At 41.4% G+C, this 22,951-nt stretch carries 27 protein-coding genes and 1 pseudogene; 15 read left to right on the forward strand and 13 right to left on the reverse strand.

Going from position 1 to position 22,951, the window contains the following annotated elements:
• The first annotated feature begins 11 nt into the window (after positions 1–11).
• Genes phnC through ACVPPQ_RS02285 form a run of 3 tightly spaced genes read left to right on the forward strand, consistent with a single transcriptional unit; the run spans position 12 to position 2,391 of the window.
• Positions 12–767, forward strand: a complete 756-nt coding sequence (gene phnC, locus ACVPPQ_RS02275) for a phosphonate ABC transporter ATP-binding protein (RefSeq protein WP_056950260.1) — start codon at positions 12–14, stop codon at positions 765–767.
• On the forward strand, positions 764–1,552 hold the full coding sequence (locus tag ACVPPQ_RS02280) for an ABC transporter permease subunit (protein WP_463495421.1): 789 nt from the start codon (positions 764–766) through the stop codon (positions 1,550–1,552). The genes phnC and ACVPPQ_RS02280 overlap by 4 nt, the downstream gene beginning before the upstream one ends.
• Entirely contained in the window at positions 1,549–2,391 is an 843-nt protein-coding gene (locus ACVPPQ_RS02285; protein WP_463495423.1) for a PhnE/PtxC family ABC transporter permease, read from the forward strand. The genes ACVPPQ_RS02280 and ACVPPQ_RS02285 overlap by 4 nt, the downstream gene beginning before the upstream one ends.
• Positions 2,392–2,788: 397 nt before the next feature.
• On the opposite strand, the gene cbpB is transcribed toward ACVPPQ_RS02285, so the two are convergent.
• The 4 genes from cbpB to murI form a co-directional block, all read right to left on the reverse strand.
• Positions 2,789–3,253: a cyclic-di-AMP-binding protein CbpB gene (cbpB, locus tag ACVPPQ_RS02290; RefSeq protein WP_463495425.1), complete on the reverse strand. Its 465-nt coding sequence runs from the start codon at positions 3,251–3,253 to the stop codon at positions 2,789–2,791.
• A 96-nt stretch (positions 3,254–3,349) separates the two neighbouring features.
• Positions 3,350–3,868, reverse strand: coding sequence for a YfcE family phosphodiesterase (locus ACVPPQ_RS02295; RefSeq protein ID WP_463495427.1), 519 nt, complete (start codon positions 3,866–3,868; stop codon positions 3,350–3,352).
• 17 nt (positions 3,869–3,885) lie between these two features.
• Positions 3,886–5,124 (reverse strand): XTP/dITP diphosphatase, encoded by a 1,239-nt coding sequence (locus tag ACVPPQ_RS02300; RefSeq protein WP_463495429.1) that lies wholly within the window; start codon positions 5,122–5,124, stop codon positions 3,886–3,888.
• Positions 5,111–5,935, reverse strand: coding sequence for a glutamate racemase (gene murI, locus ACVPPQ_RS02305; RefSeq protein ID WP_463495431.1), 825 nt, complete (start codon positions 5,933–5,935; stop codon positions 5,111–5,113). The genes ACVPPQ_RS02300 and murI overlap by 14 nt, the downstream gene beginning before the upstream one ends.
• Positions 5,936–6,097: 162 nt before the next feature.
• On the opposite strand from murI, the gene ACVPPQ_RS02310 reads away from it, so the two are divergent.
• Positions 6,098–6,760, forward strand: coding sequence for a YslB family protein (locus tag ACVPPQ_RS02310; protein ID WP_463495432.1), 663 nt, complete (start codon positions 6,098–6,100; stop codon positions 6,758–6,760).
• 86 nt (positions 6,761–6,846) lie between these two features.
• On the opposite strand, the gene ACVPPQ_RS02315 is transcribed toward ACVPPQ_RS02310, so the two are convergent.
• The 5 genes from ACVPPQ_RS02315 to ACVPPQ_RS02335 form a co-directional block, all read right to left on the reverse strand.
• Positions 6,847–7,374, reverse strand: a complete 528-nt coding sequence (locus tag ACVPPQ_RS02315; protein WP_463495434.1) for a CPBP family glutamic-type intramembrane protease — start codon at positions 7,372–7,374, stop codon at positions 6,847–6,849.
• A 631-nt stretch (positions 7,375–8,005) separates the two neighbouring features.
• Positions 8,006–8,749 carry a response regulator transcription factor gene (locus tag ACVPPQ_RS02320; RefSeq protein ID WP_463495436.1) on the reverse strand — a complete coding sequence of 248 codons (744 nt, stop codon included), beginning with the start codon at positions 8,747–8,749 and terminating at the stop codon, positions 8,006–8,008.
• Positions 8,750–8,759: 10 nt separating this feature from the next.
• A complete protein-coding gene (locus ACVPPQ_RS02325) occupies positions 8,760–9,851 on the reverse strand; it encodes a sensor histidine kinase (RefSeq protein WP_463495438.1) in 1,092 nt (363 codons plus the stop codon).
• A 209-nt stretch (positions 9,852–10,060) separates the two neighbouring features.
• Positions 10,061–10,915 (reverse strand): hypothetical protein, encoded by an 855-nt coding sequence (locus ACVPPQ_RS02330; RefSeq protein WP_463495440.1) that lies wholly within the window; start codon positions 10,913–10,915, stop codon positions 10,061–10,063.
• Positions 10,916–11,785 carry an ATP-binding protein gene (locus ACVPPQ_RS02335; RefSeq protein WP_463495442.1) on the reverse strand — a complete coding sequence of 290 codons (870 nt, stop codon included), beginning with the start codon at positions 11,783–11,785 and terminating at the stop codon, positions 10,916–10,918.
• Between the two features lie 207 nt (positions 11,786–11,992).
• Between ACVPPQ_RS02335 and ACVPPQ_RS02340 the strand changes: the two genes are divergently transcribed.
• From ACVPPQ_RS02340 to ACVPPQ_RS02385, 10 genes and pseudogenes are all read left to right on the forward strand, one after another.
• The gene (locus ACVPPQ_RS02340) at positions 11,993–12,361 is read left to right on the forward strand and encodes a bacteriocin immunity protein (RefSeq protein ID WP_463495444.1); all 369 of its coding nucleotides are present in this window, start codon (positions 11,993–11,995) and stop codon (positions 12,359–12,361) included.
• A 59-nt stretch (positions 12,362–12,420) separates the two neighbouring features.
• On the forward strand, positions 12,421–13,221 hold the full coding sequence (locus ACVPPQ_RS02345; RefSeq protein WP_463495445.1) for a hypothetical protein: 801 nt from the start codon (positions 12,421–12,423) through the stop codon (positions 13,219–13,221).
• Entirely contained in the window at positions 13,211–13,882 is a 672-nt protein-coding gene (locus tag ACVPPQ_RS02350) for a hypothetical protein (RefSeq protein WP_463495447.1), read from the forward strand. The genes ACVPPQ_RS02345 and ACVPPQ_RS02350 overlap by 11 nt, the downstream gene beginning before the upstream one ends.
• Positions 13,879–14,607: a hypothetical protein gene (locus ACVPPQ_RS02355; RefSeq protein WP_463495449.1), complete on the forward strand. Its 729-nt coding sequence runs from the start codon at positions 13,879–13,881 to the stop codon at positions 14,605–14,607. Before ACVPPQ_RS02350 ends, ACVPPQ_RS02355 begins: the two co-directional genes overlap by 4 nt.
• A 22-nt stretch (positions 14,608–14,629) precedes the next feature.
• Positions 14,630–15,263 (forward strand): annotated as a pseudogene (locus tag ACVPPQ_RS02360) (ATP-binding cassette domain-containing protein).
• Positions 15,253–15,777, forward strand: a complete 525-nt coding sequence (locus ACVPPQ_RS02365) for a hypothetical protein (RefSeq protein ID WP_463495451.1) — start codon at positions 15,253–15,255, stop codon at positions 15,775–15,777. Before ACVPPQ_RS02360 ends, ACVPPQ_RS02365 begins: the two are co-directional and overlap by 11 nt.
• A 326-nt stretch (positions 15,778–16,103) precedes the next feature.
• Positions 16,104–16,400, forward strand: a complete 297-nt coding sequence (locus tag ACVPPQ_RS02370; protein WP_463495452.1) for a bacteriocin immunity family protein — start codon at positions 16,104–16,106, stop codon at positions 16,398–16,400.
• 19 nt (positions 16,401–16,419) lie between these two features.
• Positions 16,420–16,740 carry a bacteriocin immunity family protein gene (locus ACVPPQ_RS02375; RefSeq protein ID WP_463495454.1) on the forward strand — a complete coding sequence of 107 codons (321 nt, stop codon included), beginning with the start codon at positions 16,420–16,422 and terminating at the stop codon, positions 16,738–16,740.
• Between the two features lie 59 nt (positions 16,741–16,799).
• Positions 16,800–17,471 carry a lysostaphin resistance A-like protein gene (locus ACVPPQ_RS02380; RefSeq protein ID WP_463495455.1) on the forward strand — a complete coding sequence of 224 codons (672 nt, stop codon included), beginning with the start codon at positions 16,800–16,802 and terminating at the stop codon, positions 17,469–17,471.
• A 71-nt stretch (positions 17,472–17,542) separates the two neighbouring features.
• Positions 17,543–17,785 (forward strand): hypothetical protein, encoded by a 243-nt coding sequence (locus ACVPPQ_RS02385; protein ID WP_463495457.1) that lies wholly within the window; start codon positions 17,543–17,545, stop codon positions 17,783–17,785.
• A 135-nt stretch (positions 17,786–17,920) separates the two neighbouring features.
• Here ACVPPQ_RS02385 and ACVPPQ_RS02390 read toward each other — a convergent pair whose 3' ends face one another.
• Genes ACVPPQ_RS02390 through ACVPPQ_RS02405 form a run of 4 tightly spaced genes read right to left on the reverse strand, consistent with a single transcriptional unit; the run spans position 17,921 to position 21,680 of the window.
• Positions 17,921–18,883, reverse strand: coding sequence for an NAD(P)/FAD-dependent oxidoreductase (locus ACVPPQ_RS02390; protein ID WP_463495459.1), 963 nt, complete (start codon positions 18,881–18,883; stop codon positions 17,921–17,923).
• A gap of 11 nt (positions 18,884–18,894) precedes the next feature.
• Positions 18,895–19,902 carry a FecCD family ABC transporter permease gene (locus ACVPPQ_RS02395; protein WP_463495461.1) on the reverse strand — a complete coding sequence of 336 codons (1,008 nt, stop codon included), beginning with the start codon at positions 19,900–19,902 and terminating at the stop codon, positions 18,895–18,897.
• Positions 19,895–20,890 (reverse strand): FecCD family ABC transporter permease, encoded by a 996-nt coding sequence (locus tag ACVPPQ_RS02400; protein WP_463495463.1) that lies wholly within the window; start codon positions 20,888–20,890, stop codon positions 19,895–19,897. The genes ACVPPQ_RS02395 and ACVPPQ_RS02400 overlap by 8 nt, the downstream gene beginning before the upstream one ends.
• Positions 20,883–21,680, reverse strand: a complete 798-nt coding sequence (locus ACVPPQ_RS02405; RefSeq protein ID WP_463495464.1) for an ABC transporter ATP-binding protein — start codon at positions 21,678–21,680, stop codon at positions 20,883–20,885. The genes ACVPPQ_RS02400 and ACVPPQ_RS02405 overlap by 8 nt, the downstream gene beginning before the upstream one ends.
• A 187-nt stretch (positions 21,681–21,867) precedes the next feature.
• Between ACVPPQ_RS02405 and ACVPPQ_RS02410 the strand changes: the two genes are divergently transcribed.
• Positions 21,868–22,797, forward strand: a complete 930-nt coding sequence (locus ACVPPQ_RS02410; protein ID WP_463495466.1) for an ABC transporter substrate-binding protein — start codon at positions 21,868–21,870, stop codon at positions 22,795–22,797.
• The last annotated feature ends 154 nt before the right edge of the window (positions 22,798–22,951 follow it).

The following is a 22,951-nucleotide window of genomic DNA, read 5'->3' on the forward strand; positions in this document are numbered from 1 at the left end:
GGCGGTCCATTATGCTATCCGTTAAACATCTCAATAAAACTTTTGCGACGGGACAACAAGCCCTAACCGACGTTTCTTTTGACGCCCAAGCTGGCGAATTCCTAGTGATTATCGGGCCATCGGGTGCCGGTAAATCCACCATTCTCAGAAGTATCAACCAATTAATCACCGATGATTCTGGTGAAATCACCCTAGCCGACCAAGATATTCGCCACGCTTCTAAATCACAATTACGTCATATTCGCCGACAGATTGGGATGATTTTTCAAAATGCTAATTTAGTGGGCCATCTAACCGTCCTCGAAAACGTCTTACACGGTCGCCTAGGGTATCAATCCACTCTAGCCGGAATTCTCGGCCGTTACACGACCGCCGAAAAAGAAACCGCCGTTGATTTATTAACCCAAGTCGGTTTAGCCGATTTTATGTATCACCGTTGCGATGAACTCAGTGGCGGTCAAATGCAACGGGTCGGGATTGCCCGGGCCTTAATGCAAGACCCCAAAATCCTCTTGTGTGACGAACCGATTGCTTCACTCGATCCGAAATCGGCGAAAGTCGTCATGGATTACCTCCACTTTCTGGCCAAACAACGCCACATCACCTGCATCGTCAACCTGCACCAAGTTGACGCCGCCCGTGAATACGCTGATCGGATTTTAGGGATTAATCAAGGCCAAGTGGTTTTCGAAGGCACCCCGGATCAATTATCCGACGATGCTTTGGAACAACTTTATCAAGGTAAGCGGGAGGTCCAACACTCATGACCGTTCAAACCTTCTTTCACCGGCGCCGCAGTCGTTTTTTATTCGGCTTGCTCTTCTTTAGCGCCTTATATTACGGGGCGGCAACCTTAGTCGATTATCATCTGTTAAACTCCTTTCAAGCGATTCCAGCGGCCTTTGCTTGGTTAGCCACCAACTTTATGCCAACCACCCGCTCGATGGCCTTCTTACCTTTGATTCTGACCAAACTCGGACAAACCATCATCTTATCAATCACCGCGACCGTCATTGCGGCAATTCTCGCGCTGGCGTTAGCGATTGTCGGTTCGAGCACCACCGGTCTGAATCGTGCGACCCAATTGTTAGCGCGGGTCATCGCATCGATTTGTCGCAATATTCCATTGGTCGCTTGGGCGATGATCTTATTGCTCTCGTTTAAACAAAGTGACTTCACCGGTTTTCTAGCCCTTTTCTTCGGTTCATTTGGTTATCTGACCCGTTCGTTCATGGAACTGATTGAATCCGATGCCACCGCGATTTACGAAGCACTCAGTACAACCGGCGCTAGTTATTTACAAGTCGTCTTACGCGGGATTATCCCCAGTATTTCAGCGCCATTACTCAGTTGGTTGTTATACATGATTGAAAATAACATCCGCGATGCGACCTTAGTTGGGATTCTAACCGGGACTGGGATTGGTTTCTTATTCGATCTGTATTACAAAAGTTTCCGGTTCGACTTAGCCGGCATGACCACCGTAACGATTATTGTCGCCGTCGTTTGTCTCGAATTATTAGCCAATCAAATTAGGAGGTTAATCCGATGATTGAACCGATCACTGACCTGACCAATACCGCCAAAAAGCCCCCAATTCGCGTCCATCTATGGAATCGTCGTCAGAAAACGATGACCGCCACCTTTGCAGTCCTTGGCCTGGTAACCGTCTATCAATTAGCCACGATTTCATCCGCGAACGTCCATTTCTGGCCGGCGACTATCGCCTTTTTCAAAAACGCGCAATTGATTTTTCTCCAACCGGGATTATCGGGGACTGATAGCTTTGGTTCACTGTTGAGTGCACTCGCTACTAGTGCCGCTTTGGCGACGTTAACTACGCTGTTAGGCGCAATTGTTTCCTTCTTTATCGCCCTCTTCGCCGCGAGCAACCTCGCAAATCGCAAAATTGGCCTCCTGATTAAAACCGTGATGGCAATGATTCGCGCCATTCCTACCATTCTGTGGGTGCTCATTTTTTCCATCGTAATTGGCCTTGGCGCAGACGCCGCTGTGATTGGCTTGAGCTTTCACAGCATCGCCTATCTGACGAAAGCCTACGCTGAAAGTTTTGAAGATCTCAATCCAGAAGCCATCGAAGCCTTGAAGGCGACTGGTGCCAACTGGTGGCAAATCGTCTTCCAAGCGGTCTTGCCAAGTAGCTTACCGATGTTGTTATCTTGGACCTTCATTCGTTTCGAGATTAACTTTACCAACGCGATTGCGGTCGGCGCAGCAGCCGGTGCCGGTGGGATTGGTTACCAACTCTTCACGGCCAGCAGCTTCTACTTCGACTTCCACGAAATCGGCGTCATTATCTACCTCTGCTTAGCCGTCACCGCCTGCTTAGAATTTATCTCGGTCAAACTACGTAAACGTTACTTGAAGTGAGCGCTGACTGGGAAACACATTATCTAACATGCCATAAAAAAAGGTCTATTAGTTAGTCTCACATGAGACAGCTAATAGACCTTTTTTAGCGGATTCGATTATAATTAGCATTTTTTATTAATGCTCAGTTGCTGACCGCAACCCAACGCACTCAGCGCTTTAAACGCGCTTCTCGAGTAGCCTTCTCCGGTTAACTACAGGATACAAATTATGGTTAAACCCGACCATAATCCGTATCCTTAGGTTAATCCTCGAAGCCTGACCAACTCGAATCAGAGCTCTTCTTTTAAACGCGCTTCTCGAGCAATCTTCTCCGCCTAACTACAAAATGCCAACCATGGTTAAGTTCAACCATAATTGGCATTTTTAGGTTATGCTCGAAGATTAACCGCTCGAGTTAGCGCTCTTCTATTTTGTATTCTTTTTCGATATTGTGAGCCACCCGATTAAAACTTTTCATCATTTCGCGGCGGGTGACGATGCCGGTGAAGTCGCCTTCGTCTGAGATAACCGGTAAATACGGGTGATCGACTAATAGGTGCAAAGTTTCTTCGATATCGTAGGGATCTTTAATCGTTACGACGTCGGTTTGCATGACGTCTTTGACGGTCATTTTGCGTAGATTATCAAAACTCAGATGATCGAGTCCCAACATCGTTTCGGTAATCAGCGGCATCGTCAACATCCCTTTGAACTTCGAATGATTATCGAGCACCGGAATACTCGAATATTTAACCGTCGTTAATAGAATAAACGCGTGTTCTAGTGAATTGTTTTCTTGAACGCTGGCAACCACTTCACCGGGAATCAAGAAATGTTCTTTGTTTTCTAATAATAAATTTTGAAATGCATCTGCTATCATCACTAACCTCCATTGGACCACTTTACCTTGTTATTGTATCAAACTGAATCAAAAAAAGACTATCCATTTGCTATAATCTTTGGATAGTCTTTACCTTTAACGGTTAAATTTAAATTTTAGACGTTCGACCGCTTCAAAGTCGCGGTTATAATATTGCACTTGATACGCTTGCGCGGAAACGTCAACCACGGCGTATGTCCCGCCGATTTTCTGGAATTGACCGCGTGGCTGCGAAATGCTCCCCGGGTTTAATATCAAAATACCTTCATGGGTAGCGCACGCTAATTGATGCGTGTGGCCGTAAAAAATCAGATTAGCGTCTTCGGCTTGACCCGCCAATAATAAGTTGGTTAAGCCGAAATTAACGCCATATAAATGGCCATGCGTCATTAGAATCCGTTGTTGTTCAATTGATAACATCACTTTATCCGGAAACTGATCGTGCCAATCCATATTACCTTCAACACCGGCCATCCGTTCGAAGACCGCATCATCTTGTCTTAATTCTGAATCGCCACAATGTAAAAAGGTCACGTCTTGGCCTTGATAATGGGCTTGTAGCTGCACCAAAATATCCCGATCACCATGACTATCACTAACGACTACTAAACGCATCAAAAAGCCTCCTTTAATTAATCTGCTAACCAATCGCGCCAAACGGGTTCCAAATTCGCAATGGCCCGCGCCCGATGACTGACTTGATTTTTTTGAGCTAACGATAATTCCGCCATACTGGCGTCTAATTCAGGAACGTAAAACAACGGGTCATAACCAAAGCCATTATCGCCCCGGGGAATCCCAAGTATTCGCCCGACAACATTGCCTTTAACAACCAAATCTTCGTTCGGTCGATCCGGTTTAGCAAAGACCAAAGTTGAATGGAACGTGGCGGTCCGTTTCTCAGTTGGGACACCGGTTAATTCAAACAATAACTTCGCATTATTGCCCGCATCGTTATGGTCACCGGCAAAGCGGGCCGAATAAATCCCGGGCCGACCATCAAGGGCATCGACCATTAAGCCAGAATCATCCGCCAGCACTGGCAATTTCAAAATGGCGGCGATTTGATCGGCTTTTAAGCGCGCATTGGCTTCAAAAGTCTGACCGGTTTCATCAATCTCGGGTAATTCAGGATAATCCAACAAAGTTTTAACCTTGAGCCCATCCTTTGCAAAGACCGCTTCGAATTCGCGCGCTTTCCCTGGATTCTTAGTCGCAATCACAATCGTCCCGACATCCGGCGTGCCCGCTGCCATAACCGGTTGAACGGCTTGTTGAAAACTAGCTTGGAATTGGGCGGTCGTCCGCGTACAACCTTGACTCGCGCGTAGAATTAATTCATTAAACAGACTGCTATCCACAGGTTGTCCACTTAACGTCAACGCGCCAACTTGTTCCTGCGCTGTGGCGACCATCGTCATTTGACTGATGGCAATTTCTTCTTCGGCTAAGGTTAAATCAACCAGTGTCGTTTGATCCGCCGTCACGCCAACACTGACCGCACACGGCACTTGTTGGTCCATCAACGCATCTGGTAACAATCGTAAGGCACCAAGCGTGGCATTAAAGGCTTCAGCCAATTGACCGCCATCGTTTTCTAAAGTTGTGATAGTGACCACTAATTGTTGTTGCGTCAAAGCCTCCGCAGAGACTAACGGTAATAGCGCCGCTTGTAACCAGTCTATTTGGCCAGCAGTCAGGCCTGTCCCCGTGACCACTAAACCGGCAGCCTTAGTTTGCCAATAAGCAGCAACCATTATTTTAGTAATTCCCCGTTGCCATAAAACAGAAGCCGGTTGTTGCGTTAAATAACGCCACTGCACTTGCAGCGGTCGGACATCATTGACTGCTCGATTATCAGTTCGGACCATCATTTTTTTCTCCTTGAATTGTGGCTTGTTGGGCGTTTAAATCAGGTAAGTCCAACCATTGACGGGCAATCGGTGTGAAATCGGTGACTTGCCCCGTCGTAAATGTTTGAAGTCGACCAGCTTGTTGCGTGTCGGCCAATGCTTGTCTGTCCGTCAGCACCTGCACTAAATCGGCAACCGCCGCTTTCGCTGGGTCGACTAACGTCACATCTGGACCGACTGCCGTTTGGATCGCCGTTGCTAATAATGGAAAATGGGTACAACCCAAGATTAACGTATCAATTTGACGCGTCTTTAACGGTGCCAATAACTGATTAACCTTTTGTTGGACCGCAGCCCCGTAACGCTGATTGGCTTCAATCATCATCACAAAATCAGGAACGGCCAACCCGTTGACTATTATTTCTGGCACTAGCGCTTTTAACTGTTGCGAATAAGCTCCGCTTTGAATCGTACCGGTCGTCGCAATCACGCCCACTTGTTGATTCTTGGTGACCGTACTAGCCAACTGACTGCCCGGCGCAATCACACCAATCACTGGAATGGCTAATTGCGCTTGTAAATCGGGCAAAGCCGCAGCCGTCGCTGTATTGCAAGCTACGACCAATGCCTTGATTTCATGGCGCACTAAAAAGTTGGTCATCTGCCAAGCAAAACCTTTAACGATTTCTGCAGGCTTTTCACCATATGGTAGGCGCGCTTGGTCGCCAATAAAAATGAGATCTTCATTGGGGAGTTGGCGCTTGGCTTCTTTTAACACAGTCAGCCCGCCAACCCCTGAATCCATAAAACCAATCGGTTGTTTTTTCATGCCGCAAATCTCTTTTCATCTCAGAATTCATTCGTAAACTCTATTTTCTCTTTTTTTTCATTAAAATTCAACCGACTAGCCTTTAAATACTAAAAAATAATTGCATTTCGCGGTATAATGACCATAACTTATTAAAAAATTGTTCCTTAAAGGAGTGCCACCGTGACTCATTCACTTTATTCACAACTAACGCACAACGACCAACCAGCTGCTTATTTAAACCAAGCCACCTTACGCGACGTCCTATTACCCGCAATTCTGGGCAACGAAAATTCGGAAATCAGTTATTGGGCCGGTAAACAACTCGCAACCCAATTCCCGCTCGCCTCGGTTGACGACTTATGCACATTTTTCGCACAGATTAACTTCGGTCAATTAACATTAACCAAACATAAAAAAGAAACTTACTTCTTTACACTAACCGGTCAAATCGTAACTGATCGCCTCAACGATTTCGATGAACCCGATTTCCAATTGGAAGCCGGCTTTATTGCCCAAACAGTCGAAACCCAACTCCAAGTGGTGACCGAAGCCAAAGCAACGATTGATAATCACAAAAACGTGACAATCTTTGTCCAAACTGATTCAAAAGCCCCGATTGAAACGGAAGTAACACCCGAGCCGATTACGATCACTGACGCACCCGCACCACCAACGGTCGCTGCCAACCAGCCCGTTGACGAAACACCCACACCAGTCCAACCTGAACCACCCGTTGAACAACCAACACCAACCACGACGCAACCGGCCGAACCCGAAACAACACCCACGCAAAGCGTCAGTGACCTACCAAGTCGACGTGAATTGCACCGCAAGAAACATTAAATAAACACCTAAAAAGGGCCACGATTATCAGCAACTTAATGTTGCATAATTGTAGTCCTTTTTGACACCAACTATTTTACAGCCTATCAGGGGAGCAAATTGACGCCTAATAATAAGCCGTCATACAATAGATGCGCGTATATCCCGCCTCTTAGTGAATTTGACTGCCGCCAAGCGACTGAAAAACCGTATCGACTGAATCCAACCATGATACACGGCCAAATATGATAGTTATAGACCTGTAAATGGAGCAAGCTGAACACGATACAACCAACCAAATTAGCGATTAACCAATGGGCCCGAAATCGTTTCAAATAGATTTGTAATGGTAATATGATGTTGGCCATCAATAGTTCTTCAAAAATAATTGCAGCCACTGCCAATAACAGAAACAGTGCTAGCTCATCACCGTGGTGTAACGACTTTAAAAGTACAACATTACCATTCGAACCAAAATAGCTATTTTTAGTAAAAATGGTGATTAATAGCCCTACAATAACGGTAATCAAAAAGGTAATACTAATTGAAGTGACTAATATTAATCCTTTATGACCAGACATTGGGGCCAATAATATTTTCAATTTTTTTGAACCAAAAATGATAAATACCCCCATCACTGCACACGCTAAGGTGATTAATATCGATAGATTAAAATCGCTAAAGTTTAAATTCAGCAAACTTATAAAATAACCTAAGATCGTAATTGCTAACCCGCTAAGATATTGTGTCGGCTTGATTTGTTCTAAATTTTTGATGATTCCAACTCCTTTTTTGATAAATCCAATATGCCATATTTTGCAACCCGCTAGTAAAACCATTCCTGAACCCTACCCAAAAACTTCATGAATGGTAAAACCTACAAATTATCAAGTTCAAGAAGATTTTTAATATGGTGCAGGAAGACTTGAACCGCAATCAAATAATCATTGTTAAAGTATAATTGAACAATACTTTAAATTATATTTAGGAGTGTGTCAGTAGTGCCTTTAATCCCTAAACGAATCACCTTAATTACCGCTCAAATCACCAATGCCTTATTAGTCATTCTGTTATTCCTACCGGCCTTTTCTACTCAAGAATATACCGGACTTATTTACTGGTTGCTTTTATTAATGGTTATCAGTAATAGCATTGTTATCTGGAATTTACAACGAAATCTGACGTGTCATAATTGACACCATGTAAAAAGCCCACAATTTGTGGGCTTTTTATTTTTTATATGCTCTAGCACAACGTAGTCACCAACTACAGCTTTAACTGTGCCTTAATCTTTTTAGCCTTGCCAATCGAAAACTGTCTTGATAACTCAGCGCCAAAATGAATCTCACGTGACTTAAAATCAATCTCTGTCATGTTGTTCAGATTCACTAGACAATTCCGATTGATTCTAAATAAATAGGGATATTTCTCCCCTAGTTCATTTAAATTACCGTAGAATTCGTAATGCCCATTCTTGGTATTCAACAGCACCCGATGCGGTAAGTCTGACGGTTCGATTAGCTCAATCTCCTGTTTATCAATTGAAAAAGTTTGAGAACCAATCGAAAACGTAAAGGCCTGTGATTGACTCTCTCTAGTCGCATCAATTCGCTGTTGCGCCAATGTTAACAATTCAACAATTTCAGCTCGATAATCATCTAGTGGTTGATCCTTGGTCACAAACCCCAGTGCTTCAACCCGCCGTCGTAGCGTCAACGGCATCATTTCATCGTGGGTGGTCACAAAGATAATCTTGGCCTGGACATCACTTGCTCGAATCCGTTCAGCCAAGTCGATGCCATCCAGTGAGCTCGCCAAATCAATATCTAAGAAATAAGTCCCCTGTTTCGGATTAAATTTTTCTAGATATTTAAGGACTTCCAATGGGCTCTGCGTTTTTAATTGGATTTTAAATAAATCTGTATGAAAAAGGATATAGTTCTGAATAATGGTTTCTAATTGATTCAATTGCACAATTTGGTCTTCGCAAAGAATAATGGGATAGGACATCTGTTCGCCTTCAATCTTTCATTAAGATAACTTGGGTTGAGAATACTAAACCTAATCGTTGATATTGAACGAATAGATTAGTGTATTTTTGTTTGAATTCCTGAACCGTATTCAGGCCAAGTCCTGAATGGCCCGCTTTAGTTGAGTGGCCCTTTTGTTGTAACTGATCAAGTGCCAGACTGGCATCTTCATAAGTATTCTTAATTAGAAATTCAATTTGCGAGTCATCTTGATAAATCATAATATCAATCACTTTATCCCGACTTTCGGCAGCGGCTTCTAGCGCATTATCCAATAGAATTCCCAGCATTCGGACACCGTCAAAAATCGGCATTGGCAACGTATCGATTGGTTTTTGACATTCAAAATGACATTGAATTTTCAATCCCTTTGCTCGATGGAGCTTCGCAATTAAGAGACTTTTGATAAAACTATTTTGGACATTATAGAGCGCTTTGTAATCAAACTCATCTTGCGGCAGACTTTGATTCGAATAGTCTTCAAGTGTTTCAATTTGTTCGGTCAACTTAGCGTTTTGGCCGGTGCTACTCGCTTCCTTAAAACTCAATAACAGGTTTTTATAATCGTGTCTAAATTTAGCAATTTGTTGTTGATTTTTTTCTAAAACTTCCGTATACGCCTTTAAATGATCGAGTTCTTTTTTAGCGATTTGTGTTTCATATTTTTCTTTTTGTTGATTGAGGACTCGCGTAAATAGGAAGATAACAAATAGGGTTTGAATAATCAAGAAAACATCAATCCCAATCACAAAATGATCATAGGCATTGTAATAATGAGCGGCGTATGTAATCAACAACATGACCAGGAATAAATACATCATTAAAAACGAAGTCGCTTCAGAACTATATCTTTCACTTAATATATGCAGATTCTTTTTTTGATAATAAAAAAGAATAATACTAATGACCAGCATTTCAATCAGTAATTGTATAAAAATTTGAGTAAAGCCAATCACCTGATTTCTAGGTAGTATTTGCAGCATGACAGTTGAGCTGAAAACAATGACCCCATTGATGATTAATACACAAAGTAGCAATTCACTAAAAAGTAGATAATCTTTTTTCTTTTTTGTTTTTAACATCATATAACCTGCCAGAATTGGGATAATATCTGATAAGTTGCTATATAAATCGGCAAAAAATGTAATCGGCAAAAAAACAACGATTAATATTAATCGTCTTTTTTTTGTTCCTTGCTTATTAATCATAAAAAATAATACATAAAATAATATCTCGTCTATCAGCGCCTTTAGAATAAATGCCTTTGTATCGACTAACAATAATATCCTCCCTATTTCAACTGATCATCAAATTTATCTTTCATAAGGTACTCGTCTGAGTAATGTTCAAGTGCCTCAATTTGTTCAGTTAAGTGACTGTTCTGTTCAGTGCTACTGGCCTCTTTAAAATCACATAATCGTTTTTGATAGTCGCTTTTAAATTTAATCATTTGTTGTTCCTGTTGCTCTAAAGTTGCCGTGTATTTTTTTAAATAAGCCATCTCTTGCTTGGCCATTTTTTCCTCATATCTTACTTTTTGTTGATTAAGTGCTCGGGTAAATAAAAAGGTGACAAATAAAGTCTGGATAGTAACAAACCCAACAATCCCCACGACAAATTGATCATAGGCATCATAATAGTGAGCGGTATATGCAATCAGCATAGTGACTAATGCTAGATACACCAACAAAAATGCGGTCACTTCGGAACTATATTTTTCAATCAGTCTATGCAGATTCTTTCGTTTGTAGTAAAAAAGAATGCTACTAATGACAACGACTTCAATCAATAATTGTAAAAACACGCCTGAAAACCCAACAATTTGTTTTTTAGGCAGAATTTGCATCATAATCGTCGAACTAAAAATAGTAACGTCGTAAAGAATCAGTATGCTTAAAAGTAACTCATTTAATAAGACATAATCTTTTTTCCCTTTGACTTTTAAAATAAAGTAACCGGCTAGAATTGGAATAATGTCTGATAAGCCACTATATAATTCAACTAAAAAGGTCATTATCAAAAAAATTGAGATAAATGCTGCCCGCCGTTTTTTCGTGCCCCGTTGACTGATTAAAAAAAATAAAACGTAAAAAAAAGTGTCATCAATAAATGATCTTAAAATGTACGCTTTTGTGTCGATTAACAATCAAACACCTCCTTGTTTCACTTGGTCATCAAATTTATCCTTCAAGAGGCACTTGTCTGAATAGTATTCAAGTGCTTGAATTTGTTCGGTTAATTGACTGTTCTGTTCAGTGTTACTGGCCTCTTTAAAATCACATAATCGTTTTTGATAGTCGCTTTTAAATTTAATCATTTGTTGTTCCTGTTGCTCTAAAGTTGTCGTGTATTTTTTCAAATGCACCATCTCTTGCTCGACCATTTTTTCCTCAAACCTTGTTTTTTGTTGCTTGAGTGCTCGGCTGAACAAAAAAATGACAAATAACATTTGAATAACGATAAACACAATAATCCCAACGACAAACTGATCAAAAACTTGATAATAATGCGCAGCGTAGGTCACTATTGAGATTATCAGAAATAAGTACATTAGTAACAATGCCAGCCATTCTGCATTAAGCTTTTCAAATAAACGCTGAATCCGATATTTTTTATAACCCCAGATAAAAAGACTAAGGAGTATTATTTTTAAACCAATTTGCAACGAAATCTCCAAAAAGCCAATAACATGCTCTTTAGACAAAACTGAAACCATCACGGTTGAACTTAAAATATTAACACTGTCGATCACTAGCTCACATAATATCAGGTTACTTAAAAGAAAGTAGTCCTTTTCCCCTTTTCTTTTTAACAAGAGATAGCTGGCTATTATCGGAATGACATCCGAAACACTTGTGTATAACCCGACAAAAAATGTGATTGGTATAAAAAACAGCGCTAATACTAACCGCCTCATTTTAGTCCCTTGTTTATTTAACGCAAAAAATAGTAAGTAGAATAAAATAATATCGACAAAAAATCTTAATATGTATGCTTTTGTATCGATTGTAATCACATTACTCCCCCTCCCACTAGCAGTATAGCAGATAAAGAAACGTCGCACATTTTTTGAAAAGTAAAAAATATTATAAATAGTTAGTTTAATAAATTACACGTTCAAGAATGGTTTCGCTAGCATTCAAGAAGCCTTTAACCACAAGCCACTCACTTAGGTTACACTTCACTTAAATAATAATACGAATTTACGAAATGAGGTCTTTTTTTGTTTTTCAATCAATCAGAAAATAAAGCAGTTTATGATTCAATTAAATCAGATATTCATGAATTATATTCACTGTTAAATAACCGTGACGATCAATCTCCGGAGTTATTAGATATATTAGACGTTCTTGGTCAAGTCTACCAAAATATAGACGATTCTAAACATCCCGAAGCACTCGTCAACCGGTTGGTCAATTTCATTAGAAGTACGGCGATTAAAGGCCGTCTTAATTTCCCTAAAGATCAGGAAACCTTAATCATCAACCTATCTGCGATTGGCCAAAAAGCTAGTTGGAATGGTAATGAATACGGCGATACTTCCGATAAATCACAATTTTATAATTGGAATGAGCAAATTCCTAGGCACTAACAGTCAATTACCTAGTCCGTCGACCCGCAACTTTCTGATATAGAATTGGAGAAATTAATATGGCCTTTTTTAAAGCACGTTTATCAAAGAAAATGATCCTACTAGCACTGTCAATCGGTTTTTTAATCAGTATCTGTCATCTGACGCAAGTCTTCTTAAATCCAATGACTCGCGATAATATTTTTGCTGAATCCCCTTATACGAAGTGGATTAGCATCGATCCATTCTCCTTCACATCGGTTTCTTTATTTATTCTAATCCCACTAATTGCCAGTATTCCAGCCGCGACTTTACTACGTCAGGACATCAACAACCATTTTTTCAAACAATTAACGATTAGAAAAGCTTTACCGACAATTTTGAAGCAATATGCGTTGACCGCTTTTTTAACCGGAGCGCTTACGATTGCCATCATTTTATTGGCCAATTTTCTAAGCCTCTTTTTAATTTTACCGAACGTTAAACCCGACGATATCATTAATAATAATCTGTTGATTACTAGTCGGAACACCCTATTGGTCGCACTATACTACCAGCATCCATTCATACACGCACTGCTGTCGATTGTCGTCACCAGCTTGTGGGGTGGCTTATTTGCACTATTTACCTTTGCAGCCTCGTTATTAATTAAAAATAATTTTGTTGCCCTTTGTAGTAGTTTATTTCTACAAATCATTCTTTTTATTTTGAATAGCTTTATTCGGTTACCCAATCAGATTAGTTTATCGCCAATGGATTTCTTAAGAGAATCGGCTTCTGCCAATATTAATCTCGCCGTCTTAGGCCTCAGCTCAATTGCCTTGTTCGTTATTAGTAGCCTATTGATTTATTGGGGAGGGTTCAAGAAAATTGTTGCGTAAAACGATTCGACAACAATCTTTACTATTATTGTCGCAAAAGAGAATCATCTTACTCGGTATGGGGCTTGCCTTTTTGATTGGTTTATTGAAAGAAAGTCTTTTTACCGGCGCTAACGTCGAACCTCAAGTCGCATGGGGCACGATATTCAACCGCTATATCATCTTTCTAACCTTGTTCCCGATTAATGTGATTGTTGGCTTATCCGTCCTTAAATACCGGACTCTAGATATTCTAATCGCTCGAACCAGACATATCGTAACGCTCCAATTATCGATTCAAATCATATTGATTTCGACAATGCTCGGTACTTCATGGTTACTTGCCTCGATTCTTTTATTAATCAGGCTGAAGCTAATCTTCTTATTGCCGCTCGTATTAATAGCCACAATCAATATCTTATTCGATTTAATCGGATTAGCCGCCCTAGCCGTACTACTATTTACCTTATTTCAAAATAAAATAATTGCTTTTCTAGGCTTTTTTATGGCGAATACGCTGCTATTTTATTTAGCCATCTCACACTATCCCACTCTGATTTATGATTTTGTCCTTTTAGAACCTATCGGCCAGTATAGTGCTCACATGCTAATGTTATTCGGGATGATTGTTTTGGTCGGCGTAATCATTGAAAATGTCATATTGCGAAAGGATATCCTATGATTTTATTACTGAATCAAAGTCGGTATTTTTGGCAAATTATTCGTAAACGATTTTTCTTTTGGTTATTACTGCTCATTCTGATTATGGCGCTGACCGGTCTCCAATATCGGTATAATCCGCGGGTTAATCTCAATACCCTTTTCTTTTACGGGGTTAGCGCATCAGAAATTAGTGCTGGTCACGTCAGTATCCCGCCACTCTGGTTTTTTTATTTATTAGTGCCCCATCTGATTCTGTTAAATGCTTTGCAAGAATTAACAAAGTACCACAGTCAGCAATTATGGGGATTACAATTTTCAAAAATTAAACTCGCTTCAACGCATTGTCTGCTCATCCTTTTAATCAGTTTATTATATGAATTCATTTCGGTACTGGCGTTAATGGCTACTTCAAAAATACAAATCGCCAAAGAAATGACCAGCATATCCGGTCATTTGGCAAAACTATCACTACCCTTTCTAACCACCTTATTACTATGTATCGCCTCTTTATTATTATTACAGGCCATTCTTAATTTGATACATCCGATAATCGGTATTACCCTCCCCGTTCTGATTTTAATCATCACTGTTTTTAAGAATTGGCGCTACAATCCCATCAACAGCACGATGCTATCCCGAATTCTGCCGCATACCTTTAGACAGGATACTTTTATCTTTTTATTGCTTATCAGTTTGCTCGTCAGCCTCTACATTCATATCTACAGACACCAAGATCTTAACTAATCGTTAGTAAGGAGTAACTTGTATGCCATTCATTGAATTAAAAAATGTTTCTAAACAGGTCAAGCAACGCCAATTACTCAATCAGGTTGCCATTCAAATTTCCAAAGGAAGTATTGCCACCTTGGAGGGCATTAATGGCTCAGGAAAAACGTTGGTTCTCGAAGCACTCTTAGGCTTAATAAAAACTTCGGGTCAGATTACCATCAATAATCAAATTGTTGATCCATTAAATGCTTATCCCATTAAAGCCGGCATCATGATTGAGAACCCTAGTTTGATTGAAAACTTTACGGCTCATCATAATTTAGAAGTTTTGCGCCAATTGGAACCAGAAGTCCCTGAACAAGAGATTGATGAACTGTTAGCCTTTTTCAAAATAGACCGTTTTCCCAAACAAAAAGTTAAAAACTTCTCGCTGGGTATGCGTCAAAAATTGGGTATTGCCCAAGCCTTTTTAGGCAAACACCCCCTTGATTGTTTTGGATGAACCCACTAACGCCTTAGATGAAACGAGTATTGATGATTTAGTCCAGTTAATTCAATCCGTTAATCAGCAAGGCACAACGTTTATCATTGCATCTCACGATCAATCCTTTGTCAAACGCGTATCGAATAAACGTTTTTCAGTAAAGGAAGGTGTCGTTCATGAATGCTAAACGCCGCTTGTTTCTAATCCCGATTATCGTCGTTGTTTGTGTTTTGATGATGTTTAGATATATCCAGGTCAATCAGCACGTCACTAATGCCGGTGTTAAGCAAGAAATCATCATTCAGAAAAACCAACTGGTTCATACATCTAACGTTAACTTTAAAATCGAAAAATACGCGTTAGTCCCCCATGGCAATGATTTTCAGGCAAAGATCACCGTTCAACTAACCAAAACCGGTGTCAGCAATTATGGCTTTAAAAAAAATAATGATTTCTTCACCGATAATATGTGGGTTGATTGTCCCTACTTAGGGAATATGCCGACAGTCAGTAATGGCTCAAATATTACCGAATTGAAAAAAGACATTCAAAATTTCGCTCAGGGGCAAACGATTTCGACCAACCTTTTATTTAATATTCCTACAGAAATGATGCACGCCAAGCACAATAAACTGTATTTTGTTTTTCTAGTGCCGCAAGCCAATCAATATGAAAAATATTTACTTTTATTAAATCACTAAAAATTGCTGGCAGTCATTATTTTATATGAAAGGATAATTCATTATGCTAACCCTCAAAAAAATGCTACCATTTGTCGCCTTTCCGGTATTAATCGGCTGTATTATTCTGGTATTTCTTAAAGGCAACCATTGGTATCCTAAAACGATAGATGCATTAATCATTGTGACCACGGTGATCCTGATTAAGCTAAAGATCAAATATTGAGCGCTAAGCATAGGAATCAGTGGGCGTTAGCACGTTATCTCCAGATAAAAACTTGCGACTGATGGATTCGGTTAAACTTCAGGCGGATAGCTGATTAATCACTAAAAAGGAGTATCAAGCAATGGGATTATTAAAATGGTTTTCAGGCGGTACTGACCGTTCTGCGGAAGCAATTAAATTGATTGCGGCACTATTAAACGCCTTGGGGACTGACGCACAAAACGCGCCATTATTAGTTGTTCTTAATAAATACGAACACGAATTAATCAAGCAAGAATCAGCGGTGCCTTTTATTTTAAGTCGTATGAATATTTCAATTGCCAATACGATTCGAAGCAATCAAATGACTTTGAATGCACAACAAACCGAAAAGTTAAACCAACTACAGGCGCTCTCAAATATTAGATACGGCTACTAAATAAAGGTGGTGTTAATCATTGGAAAACAATCAATTATTCGCTTTAATCGACAGTGCTTATCAAGAAGAATTATCGAATCAACCGGCAGCGTATCGTCAAGCACTCCTAAAAAGCGCCGAGGCATTGATGGCCGGTACTGATGAAGTTACAGTCTGCGCTGATCTCTATCAGGTCTGCCACAACACCTTTATTGTGCCCATGAGCCTCCCAGCTGCCAATCGCAGTCTGTATCAATTCATTGAACAAACTTTAAAAAACACTGATCAAAAACGGTTACGGGATTTAAATCTAGGTTACGGTTTAATTGCGACCCACTTTACTTTTGGACCGTTGAATTAGGCCAACTAGTATTAGTTTTGACAGACTCCCATAATAAGCATAAGGTTGGCGAATTTTATATGAAAGTAAAACTAGACTATTCAATCATCTGGACAGTCATTGGATTTTTTATTATTTATCAATTACTTTTGATGCCAGAAATTCTGTTAATGGCGTTAAATAATAAGATAGTAACCTCATTATTAACATTGATTACACTAGTCCTTGTAATTATGTTTATTAGCTATACTTTTAAATATGTTAATAAAATTGCTTATTGGCAAGGTGCCTTCGTTAAAAGTAAATCCAATTATGTCGTTTTTACGGTTTCGATACTATTATTGTTATTATTCCAGTGGGGCAATTCTTCTTTAATCGCCCACGGTATTCTTTCAAGCACGCAAAACCAATCTGAAAACTTAACGGCGCTTAATCATAATCCGACTTTTATGTTAGCTTTTGGTCTTGTAATTGCACCAATTTTAGAAGAACTCATCTTTAGAGGCCTTTTTTACAAATCATTGTTGGTAAACCTCAATCCTAGGCAGATTAGATGGCAATCATTGATACTAATGATTGTTATCAACACACTTATTTTTACGCTACCACATCTTCAAACTTTTTCTTTAGAAATATTCCCCTATATGATCATGTCGGTTATTTTTTCAATTAATTTTATTTATTACAAAAAAATCAGCGTACCGATTATCTTGCATATCTTCAACAATTTAATAGCTATTTTTTTATTTTGAAAATTCTAGATTACCGTATCGTTTGTCTCACAATTGATTTGTAGCATAACTTACTTTTGGAGGTCAGCATTATGACAAATAACGCATCAACAGGTCGACCCACGGATCATCAAAGCCGCCACTTTAACCCCAATTTTTATAAATCAATTGCCTTTTATTCAGGGATTCTTTTGTTAGTCCCCAGTCTTTCTTTTTTTAAATTTAACGTCACTTCTTGGAGTTGGTGGTTTGATTTACTATTTATAATAGTCGGCCTACTGACGATTGCCTCAACGCTCTTTAAAAAAGATATGATTTATAACGAAACCAAATAATTAAGAATCTGATATTTCGATAGTTTAGATTTATCGTCTTGGCGAATGAAGCATTCCTTAATTCAAATAAAACAAAAACAACCTCTCCTGAAAATTAGGAGAGGCTGTTTTTGTTTTTAAAAGATTCCTTGACCTTTAATCCGCCGTCCAATAAGCCGCATTAATCTGGTCAAAGTCCTGATTATGGGTGGTGACCATCGGGGCTTTCGCGGTGGGGTGCAGTTGTTGGGCAATCGTCGCCATCGCCACTGTGCCTTCTTGGAAGGCATTGACAATTAAACTAACCCCAATCTTAGCGCCGACTTGCTGCCCAATTGGTTGGACTAAAGGCGTCGCTAGTTGGTCTGGTGTTAATTGCCAATCGGTGTGCGTGTCCAATGAGCGCCGGTAACCAAAGCTCGCCACGACTGTATCGACGGCCACGGTTTGTTGATTAGCTAAAGTAACGGCCGTCAATTGCCCATTAGCCTGTTGATAACTTAGAATCGGTTGGACTTGGTAATCGATTTGTGGATAAGTTGTTAAGAAGTCTTGTTCCTCTGCTTCGGTTGCAAACGGTCGCTTGGCGACAATCCAATGCACTGCTTTGGCAGTTGCGATCAAATGGGGCGCTAAAGCCATCAAATTATAGCCCGGTCCAACTAATAAAACCGACTGATCACGATAAGCAACTGGATTCTGTGGTACATAACTAACGTTGGTGTAAGTCTGTTCTGCTAATAACGGCCAAGGTTTATGGCGGACCATCCCGCCACCAATCGCGAGCACCAACGCTTTCGTTTGATACGTGTTTTCGGCAGTCTGCACGTTGTAAATCGCCGCAGTCGCATCATAACTGACATCCGTCACGAGGGTTGCGGTCCGCAATGGCAGCGGATAAAGTTGCGCTTGTTCTTGTAGATTTTGAATCAACTGGTGCCCACTGATGCTCGGCTGACCCCCGATATCGTGAATCACACGTTCTGAGTAGGTCACAACTTTACCGCCCAAAGCGGGACTCGCTTCTAGTAATTGCGCTTTTAACCCATATAAACCAGCTTGAAACGCCGCATATAAGCCGGCGGGCCCGCCCCCGATAATCGTTACATCGTATACCATCTAAAGTCTCCTCATCTGTCGGTTTTAATTAATAGATAAATAAAATACGGGGCACCAATCAACGCGACTAACACGCCGGCGGGTAATTCAGTCGTTGGACTGAGCACCTTACCGAGTGTATCGGCAATCAATAAGAAGCTACTCCCTAATAAACCGGTTAACCACAGCTGATAGCGATGTTGTGGGCCGATAATCCGCCGCGCAATGTGGGGGGTGATTAAGCCGATAAAACCAATTCCACCACTGATTGACACACTCGCACCCGCTAACATCACAGCGGCGCCAATTAATAATAGTCGTTCTTTTTGGAGTTGGATCCCGAGCGATTGCACGCTATCATCACCCAGGACTAAGACGTCTAAGAGCCGTTGTTTGCTCATGATGAACGGGATTAATAACAGTAACCACGGTAATAGCGCCCAGACAAACGGCCAACTCGTGCCCCAGATACTGCCGGCCAACCAGGTCATCACGAATTGATAATTATCCGGTGATAACTTCAAGGTCAACAAGACCATTAATGCCGAAAAACAGGTGGACAGTGCGACCCCGGTTAGCAATAACCGATTAGGCGTAATCCCCCGTCCTTTTTGATACGCACCCAGAAAGATAATCGCCGCACTGATGAGCGCGCCACCTAATGCCAGAATCGGTAGTAGAAATAGCTGACTGCTCTGATTGGCCGCAAAAGCGATGAATAACATGACCGCAATCCCCGCGCCGGCATTAATCCCTAAGAAGCCGGTATCAGCCAACGCGTTTTGCGTGGTACTTTGTAACACTTCACCGGCTAGCGCTAAGGCAAAGCCGACTAGAATCGCGACCACAATTCGCGGTAAGCGAAAATCGACCAAGATTAAGGCGTCTTGCGCGCTACCTTGACCGCGGATTAGTTGTCCAATCGCTTGCCAGCCAATCGTTAATTCGCCCGTTTGCAAACTAATCAGACTAACGACGACGATCAATAGACTGAGACCGATTAACCAACCAGTAAAGCGTTTCGTCTGTTGTTTAACCATGTTGGCGTCCCTCCCGTCGTGCTAAATAAATAAAGAACGGCACCCCGATAATCGCGATGATAATCCCGAATGGTATCTCTTGTGGCGCGTTAATCGTCCGCGCGACTAAATCGGCTAAGACGACTAGGCTCGCGCCCAATAATAAGCTAATCGGCATAACTTTACGCGTATCCGGCCCAATTAAAAAGCGCGCAATGTGCGGAATCATTAACCCGATAAACCCGACTGAGCCGACTAGAGCCACCGATGCGCCCGCTAGAATCACAACACAACCAAACCCGATTAAGCGAATCCAACCGGTCTTCCGGCCTAAACTGAGGACTAATTCATCCCCCAATTGTAATAAGTGTAGCTGTGGGGCTAATAAGAGACTGATTAACAAGCCACAGACTAGCCATGGGCCTAATCCGCTGAGTTGTGCCCAGTTAATCGCCGCTACGCCACCAAAATGCCAGAAGGCTAAATCCTGTTTGAGTTGCATCACTAGCGCGAGGCCTTCACTCAATGCGACTAAGCAACTACTAATGGCCATTCCGGCTAACACCACCGTCGTCGTTTGACTGCCTTTTTTAGTCCGACTAATGGCCACGACTAATAACGCCGCGAATAATGCTCCGGTGAACGAGAATAACGCCGTGCCAACCGGACCCATCTTCGGGAAGAAAATAAAACTGACCGTTAACAATAACCCCGCACCAGCGTTGATACCGAGTAAGCCAGAATCAGCTAACGGATTATGCGTTAAATCCTGCATAATGACCCCACTCCCCGCTAAACTGGCCCCAATCAACGCCGCGCCGAGCACGCGTGGTAACCGAATGGTGTGCACGATTGCTTGAGTTAAGGAACTGGCGTGATAATCGACTAACGTTTGCCAGACCGTTTGTAACGGTACGGTTGCCGCGCCCAAACAAATGCCTAACACTAAAGTAACGCCTAACAAAAGCAAACTACCTAGCAAAATAATTTTAAAATGGCGTTTATTCATCTGTTTCGGCCCCGTTCCAGCGATCATACGTCAGAATTAACGGCCGACCATCGTGTTCAACTAAAGTCGCATCAATGTTAAAAATCTGCCGTAAGTTGGTCTGCGTCATGACCTCTTGAACGCTGCCACTGACTTGTAATTGACCGTCTTTTAAGGCAATCAGTTGATCTGAAAAGCGGGCGGCGTGGTTCAAATCGTGGAGCGCCATGATAATCGTCCGGCCTTCGTTTTGATTCAAATCTTGAATCAATAACATGATTTCTAATTGGTGCGTTAAATCTAAATAAGTCGTTGGTTCATCTAAGATTAAAATTTCGGTATCTTGTGCAAGCGCCATCGCAATCCAGGCCCGTTGACGTTGACCGCCTGATAAGGTACTGATGAACCGGTTCTCAAAACCGACTAACCCCGTCCGTTCAATCGCCCAATCAATTTTACGTTGATCGTTGGCCGACAGCGGCATCAGTGGTTTGCGGTATGGAATCCGGCCAAACGCCACTAAATCCGTCACGGTTAGGTCGCTCATTAATTCCCCCGTTTGCGGTAAGACCGCCATTGATTGGGCGAGGGCTTTAGGATTTTGTTCGGCCAAATTTTGGTCGTTGAGCAAGACCGTGCCACTGGCGGGCTTCAATAAGCGGGCAATCGTCCGAATTAACGTCGATTTGCCGCTGCCGTTGGGACCAATTAACGTCGTGATTTGACCTTTGGGAATTTGAATGGATAATGCTTTTAAAATTAAGTGTTGTTGGTAACCCACACTGACTTGTTCAGTCTTTAATATCGACATGCTGAAGACTCGCTTTCCGTTTTTTAACGGTACTAATTCATTATAAGAAATGGCGCGCGCGTTGACAATCCCTCGCCATTAACCCGTTAGCGCTCTCAATTTGGTAAAAAGCCCTTGACAACAAGGTCTATCACCATTGATAATGAGAATTGTTCTCAATAAATATTTTTTTACCTTTGGAGGGTTTATGAAAAAAAGTACGCGCTTCTTCAGTCTATTAACGATTACCTTCACCGGCTTATTATTAGCTGGTTGTCAAAATAAAGCCGCGACCAAAACGGCGACGACCCGGACTTTAACCGATAGCATGCAACACAAGGTTAAAGTGCCAACGCATCCGAAACGCGTGATTGGTTCGTATCTCGAGGATTACTTAGTCTCACTCGATATTCAACCAGTCCGCCAATGGTCCGTTAAAAACGGCACGAGCCGCCAAGACTATCTCGCTAAATACCTAAAAGATGTGCCATTGATCAATTACGATTTACCTTACGAATCAATCGCTAAGGCCAAACCTGATTTAGTACTAGTCGGCACTAGCAGCACCGTGCAAGGTGGCAAATACGCCCAATACAACAAGTTAGCCCCTACTTACGTCGTTAAAAATGGCGATACCGTCAGCTGGCGTACCCAATTAATGGACGTCGCTAAGGCGGTCAACAAGACGGCTAAGGCGAAACAAGTGCTCAAGAAATACGATCAACAACGCGCTAAAGCCCGTAAAACGGTCCAACAAAAAGCGCCCAATCAATCGGCTGCTGTCTTGTGGGTGACTAACAATTCAGCCTTCATCGTCAACGACCACGCCGCGAGTGGTGCCTTGTTATACCAAGAATTAGGCTTAAAAGAACCCGCACTAGTCCAATCCATTTCTAAAAAAGCAACCGCTGACTGGTCGCCAATCTCACTTGAAAAATTAACGGAACTCGATGCCGATTACATTTTCCTCGTCAACAGTGACAAGAGTGCCGCGATGTTCAATGAACCCATCTGGCAAAATTTAAAGGCCGTTAAGAATCAAAAACTCTTCAGCTACGGTCCCAAAACAAGTTGGATGTACAAAGGCCCAATTGCCTATACCGAAATGACGAAATCAGTGCTTAAGGACATTCAATAATATAAAATCAAGCTGTGACAGAACTCGGTTATCAATTGAGTATCAAGTTGAAAATGCTGGTTATCCCGAACTAAGGATAACCAGCATTTTTGATTTGAACGGAAATTGATGAGTTCTGGCGCGCGTTAATAAATAATGTTCGTTTAATATTAGA

The sequence above is a fragment of the Latilactobacillus parafuchuensis genome (assembly GCF_055271665.1).

What these genes read in the sequence shown, in the direction of transcription:
- phnC (WP_056950260.1), top strand. Translation starts at nt 12, where the DNA reads ATGCTATCCGTTAAACATCTCAATAAAACTTTTGCGACGGGACAACAA.
- ACVPPQ_RS02280 (WP_463495421.1), top strand. Translation starts at nt 764, where the DNA reads ATGACCGTTCAAACCTTCTTTCACCGGCGCCGCAGTCGTTTTTTATTC.
- ACVPPQ_RS02285 (WP_463495423.1), top strand. Translation starts at nt 1,549, where the DNA reads ATGATTGAACCGATCACTGACCTGACCAATACCGCCAAAAAGCCCCCA.
- cbpB (WP_463495425.1), bottom strand. Translation starts at nt 3,253, where the DNA reads ATGATAGCAGATGCATTTCAAAATTTATTATTAGAAAACAAAGAACAT.
- ACVPPQ_RS02295 (WP_463495427.1), bottom strand. Translation starts at nt 3,868, where the DNA reads ATGCGTTTAGTAGTCGTTAGTGATAGTCATGGTGATCGGGATATTTTG.
- ACVPPQ_RS02300 (WP_463495429.1), bottom strand. Translation starts at nt 5,124, where the DNA reads ATGGTCCGAACTGATAATCGAGCAGTCAATGATGTCCGACCGCTGCAA.
- murI (WP_463495431.1), bottom strand. Translation starts at nt 5,935, where the DNA reads ATGAAAAAACAACCGATTGGTTTTATGGATTCAGGGGTTGGCGGGCTG.
- ACVPPQ_RS02315 (WP_463495434.1), bottom strand. Translation starts at nt 7,374, where the DNA reads ATGGGGGTATTTATCATTTTTGGTTCAAAAAAATTGAAAATATTATTG.
- ACVPPQ_RS02320 (WP_463495436.1), bottom strand. Translation starts at nt 8,749, where the DNA reads ATGTCCTATCCCATTATTCTTTGCGAAGACCAAATTGTGCAATTGAAT.
- ACVPPQ_RS02325 (WP_463495438.1), bottom strand. Translation starts at nt 9,851, where the DNA reads ATGTTAAAAACAAAAAAGAAAAAAGATTATCTACTTTTTAGTGAATTG.
- ACVPPQ_RS02345 (WP_463495445.1), top strand. Translation starts at nt 12,421, where the DNA reads ATGGCCTTTTTTAAAGCACGTTTATCAAAGAAAATGATCCTACTAGCA.
- ACVPPQ_RS02355 (WP_463495449.1), top strand. Translation starts at nt 13,879, where the DNA reads ATGATTTTATTACTGAATCAAAGTCGGTATTTTTGGCAAATTATTCGT.
- ACVPPQ_RS02365 (WP_463495451.1), top strand. Translation starts at nt 15,253, where the DNA reads ATGAATGCTAAACGCCGCTTGTTTCTAATCCCGATTATCGTCGTTGTT.
- ACVPPQ_RS02370 (WP_463495452.1), top strand. Translation starts at nt 16,104, where the DNA reads ATGGGATTATTAAAATGGTTTTCAGGCGGTACTGACCGTTCTGCGGAA.
- ACVPPQ_RS02380 (WP_463495455.1), top strand. Translation starts at nt 16,800, where the DNA reads ATGAAAGTAAAACTAGACTATTCAATCATCTGGACAGTCATTGGATTT.
- ACVPPQ_RS02385 (WP_463495457.1), top strand. Translation starts at nt 17,543, where the DNA reads ATGACAAATAACGCATCAACAGGTCGACCCACGGATCATCAAAGCCGC.
- ACVPPQ_RS02390 (WP_463495459.1), bottom strand. Translation starts at nt 18,883, where the DNA reads ATGGTATACGATGTAACGATTATCGGGGGCGGGCCCGCCGGCTTATAT.
- ACVPPQ_RS02395 (WP_463495461.1), bottom strand. Translation starts at nt 19,902, where the DNA reads ATGGTTAAACAACAGACGAAACGCTTTACTGGTTGGTTAATCGGTCTC.
- ACVPPQ_RS02400 (WP_463495463.1), bottom strand. Translation starts at nt 20,890, where the DNA reads ATGAATAAACGCCATTTTAAAATTATTTTGCTAGGTAGTTTGCTTTTG.
- ACVPPQ_RS02405 (WP_463495464.1), bottom strand. Translation starts at nt 21,680, where the DNA reads ATGTCGATATTAAAGACTGAACAAGTCAGTGTGGGTTACCAACAACAC.
- ACVPPQ_RS02410 (WP_463495466.1), top strand. Translation starts at nt 21,868, where the DNA reads ATGAAAAAAAGTACGCGCTTCTTCAGTCTATTAACGATTACCTTCACC.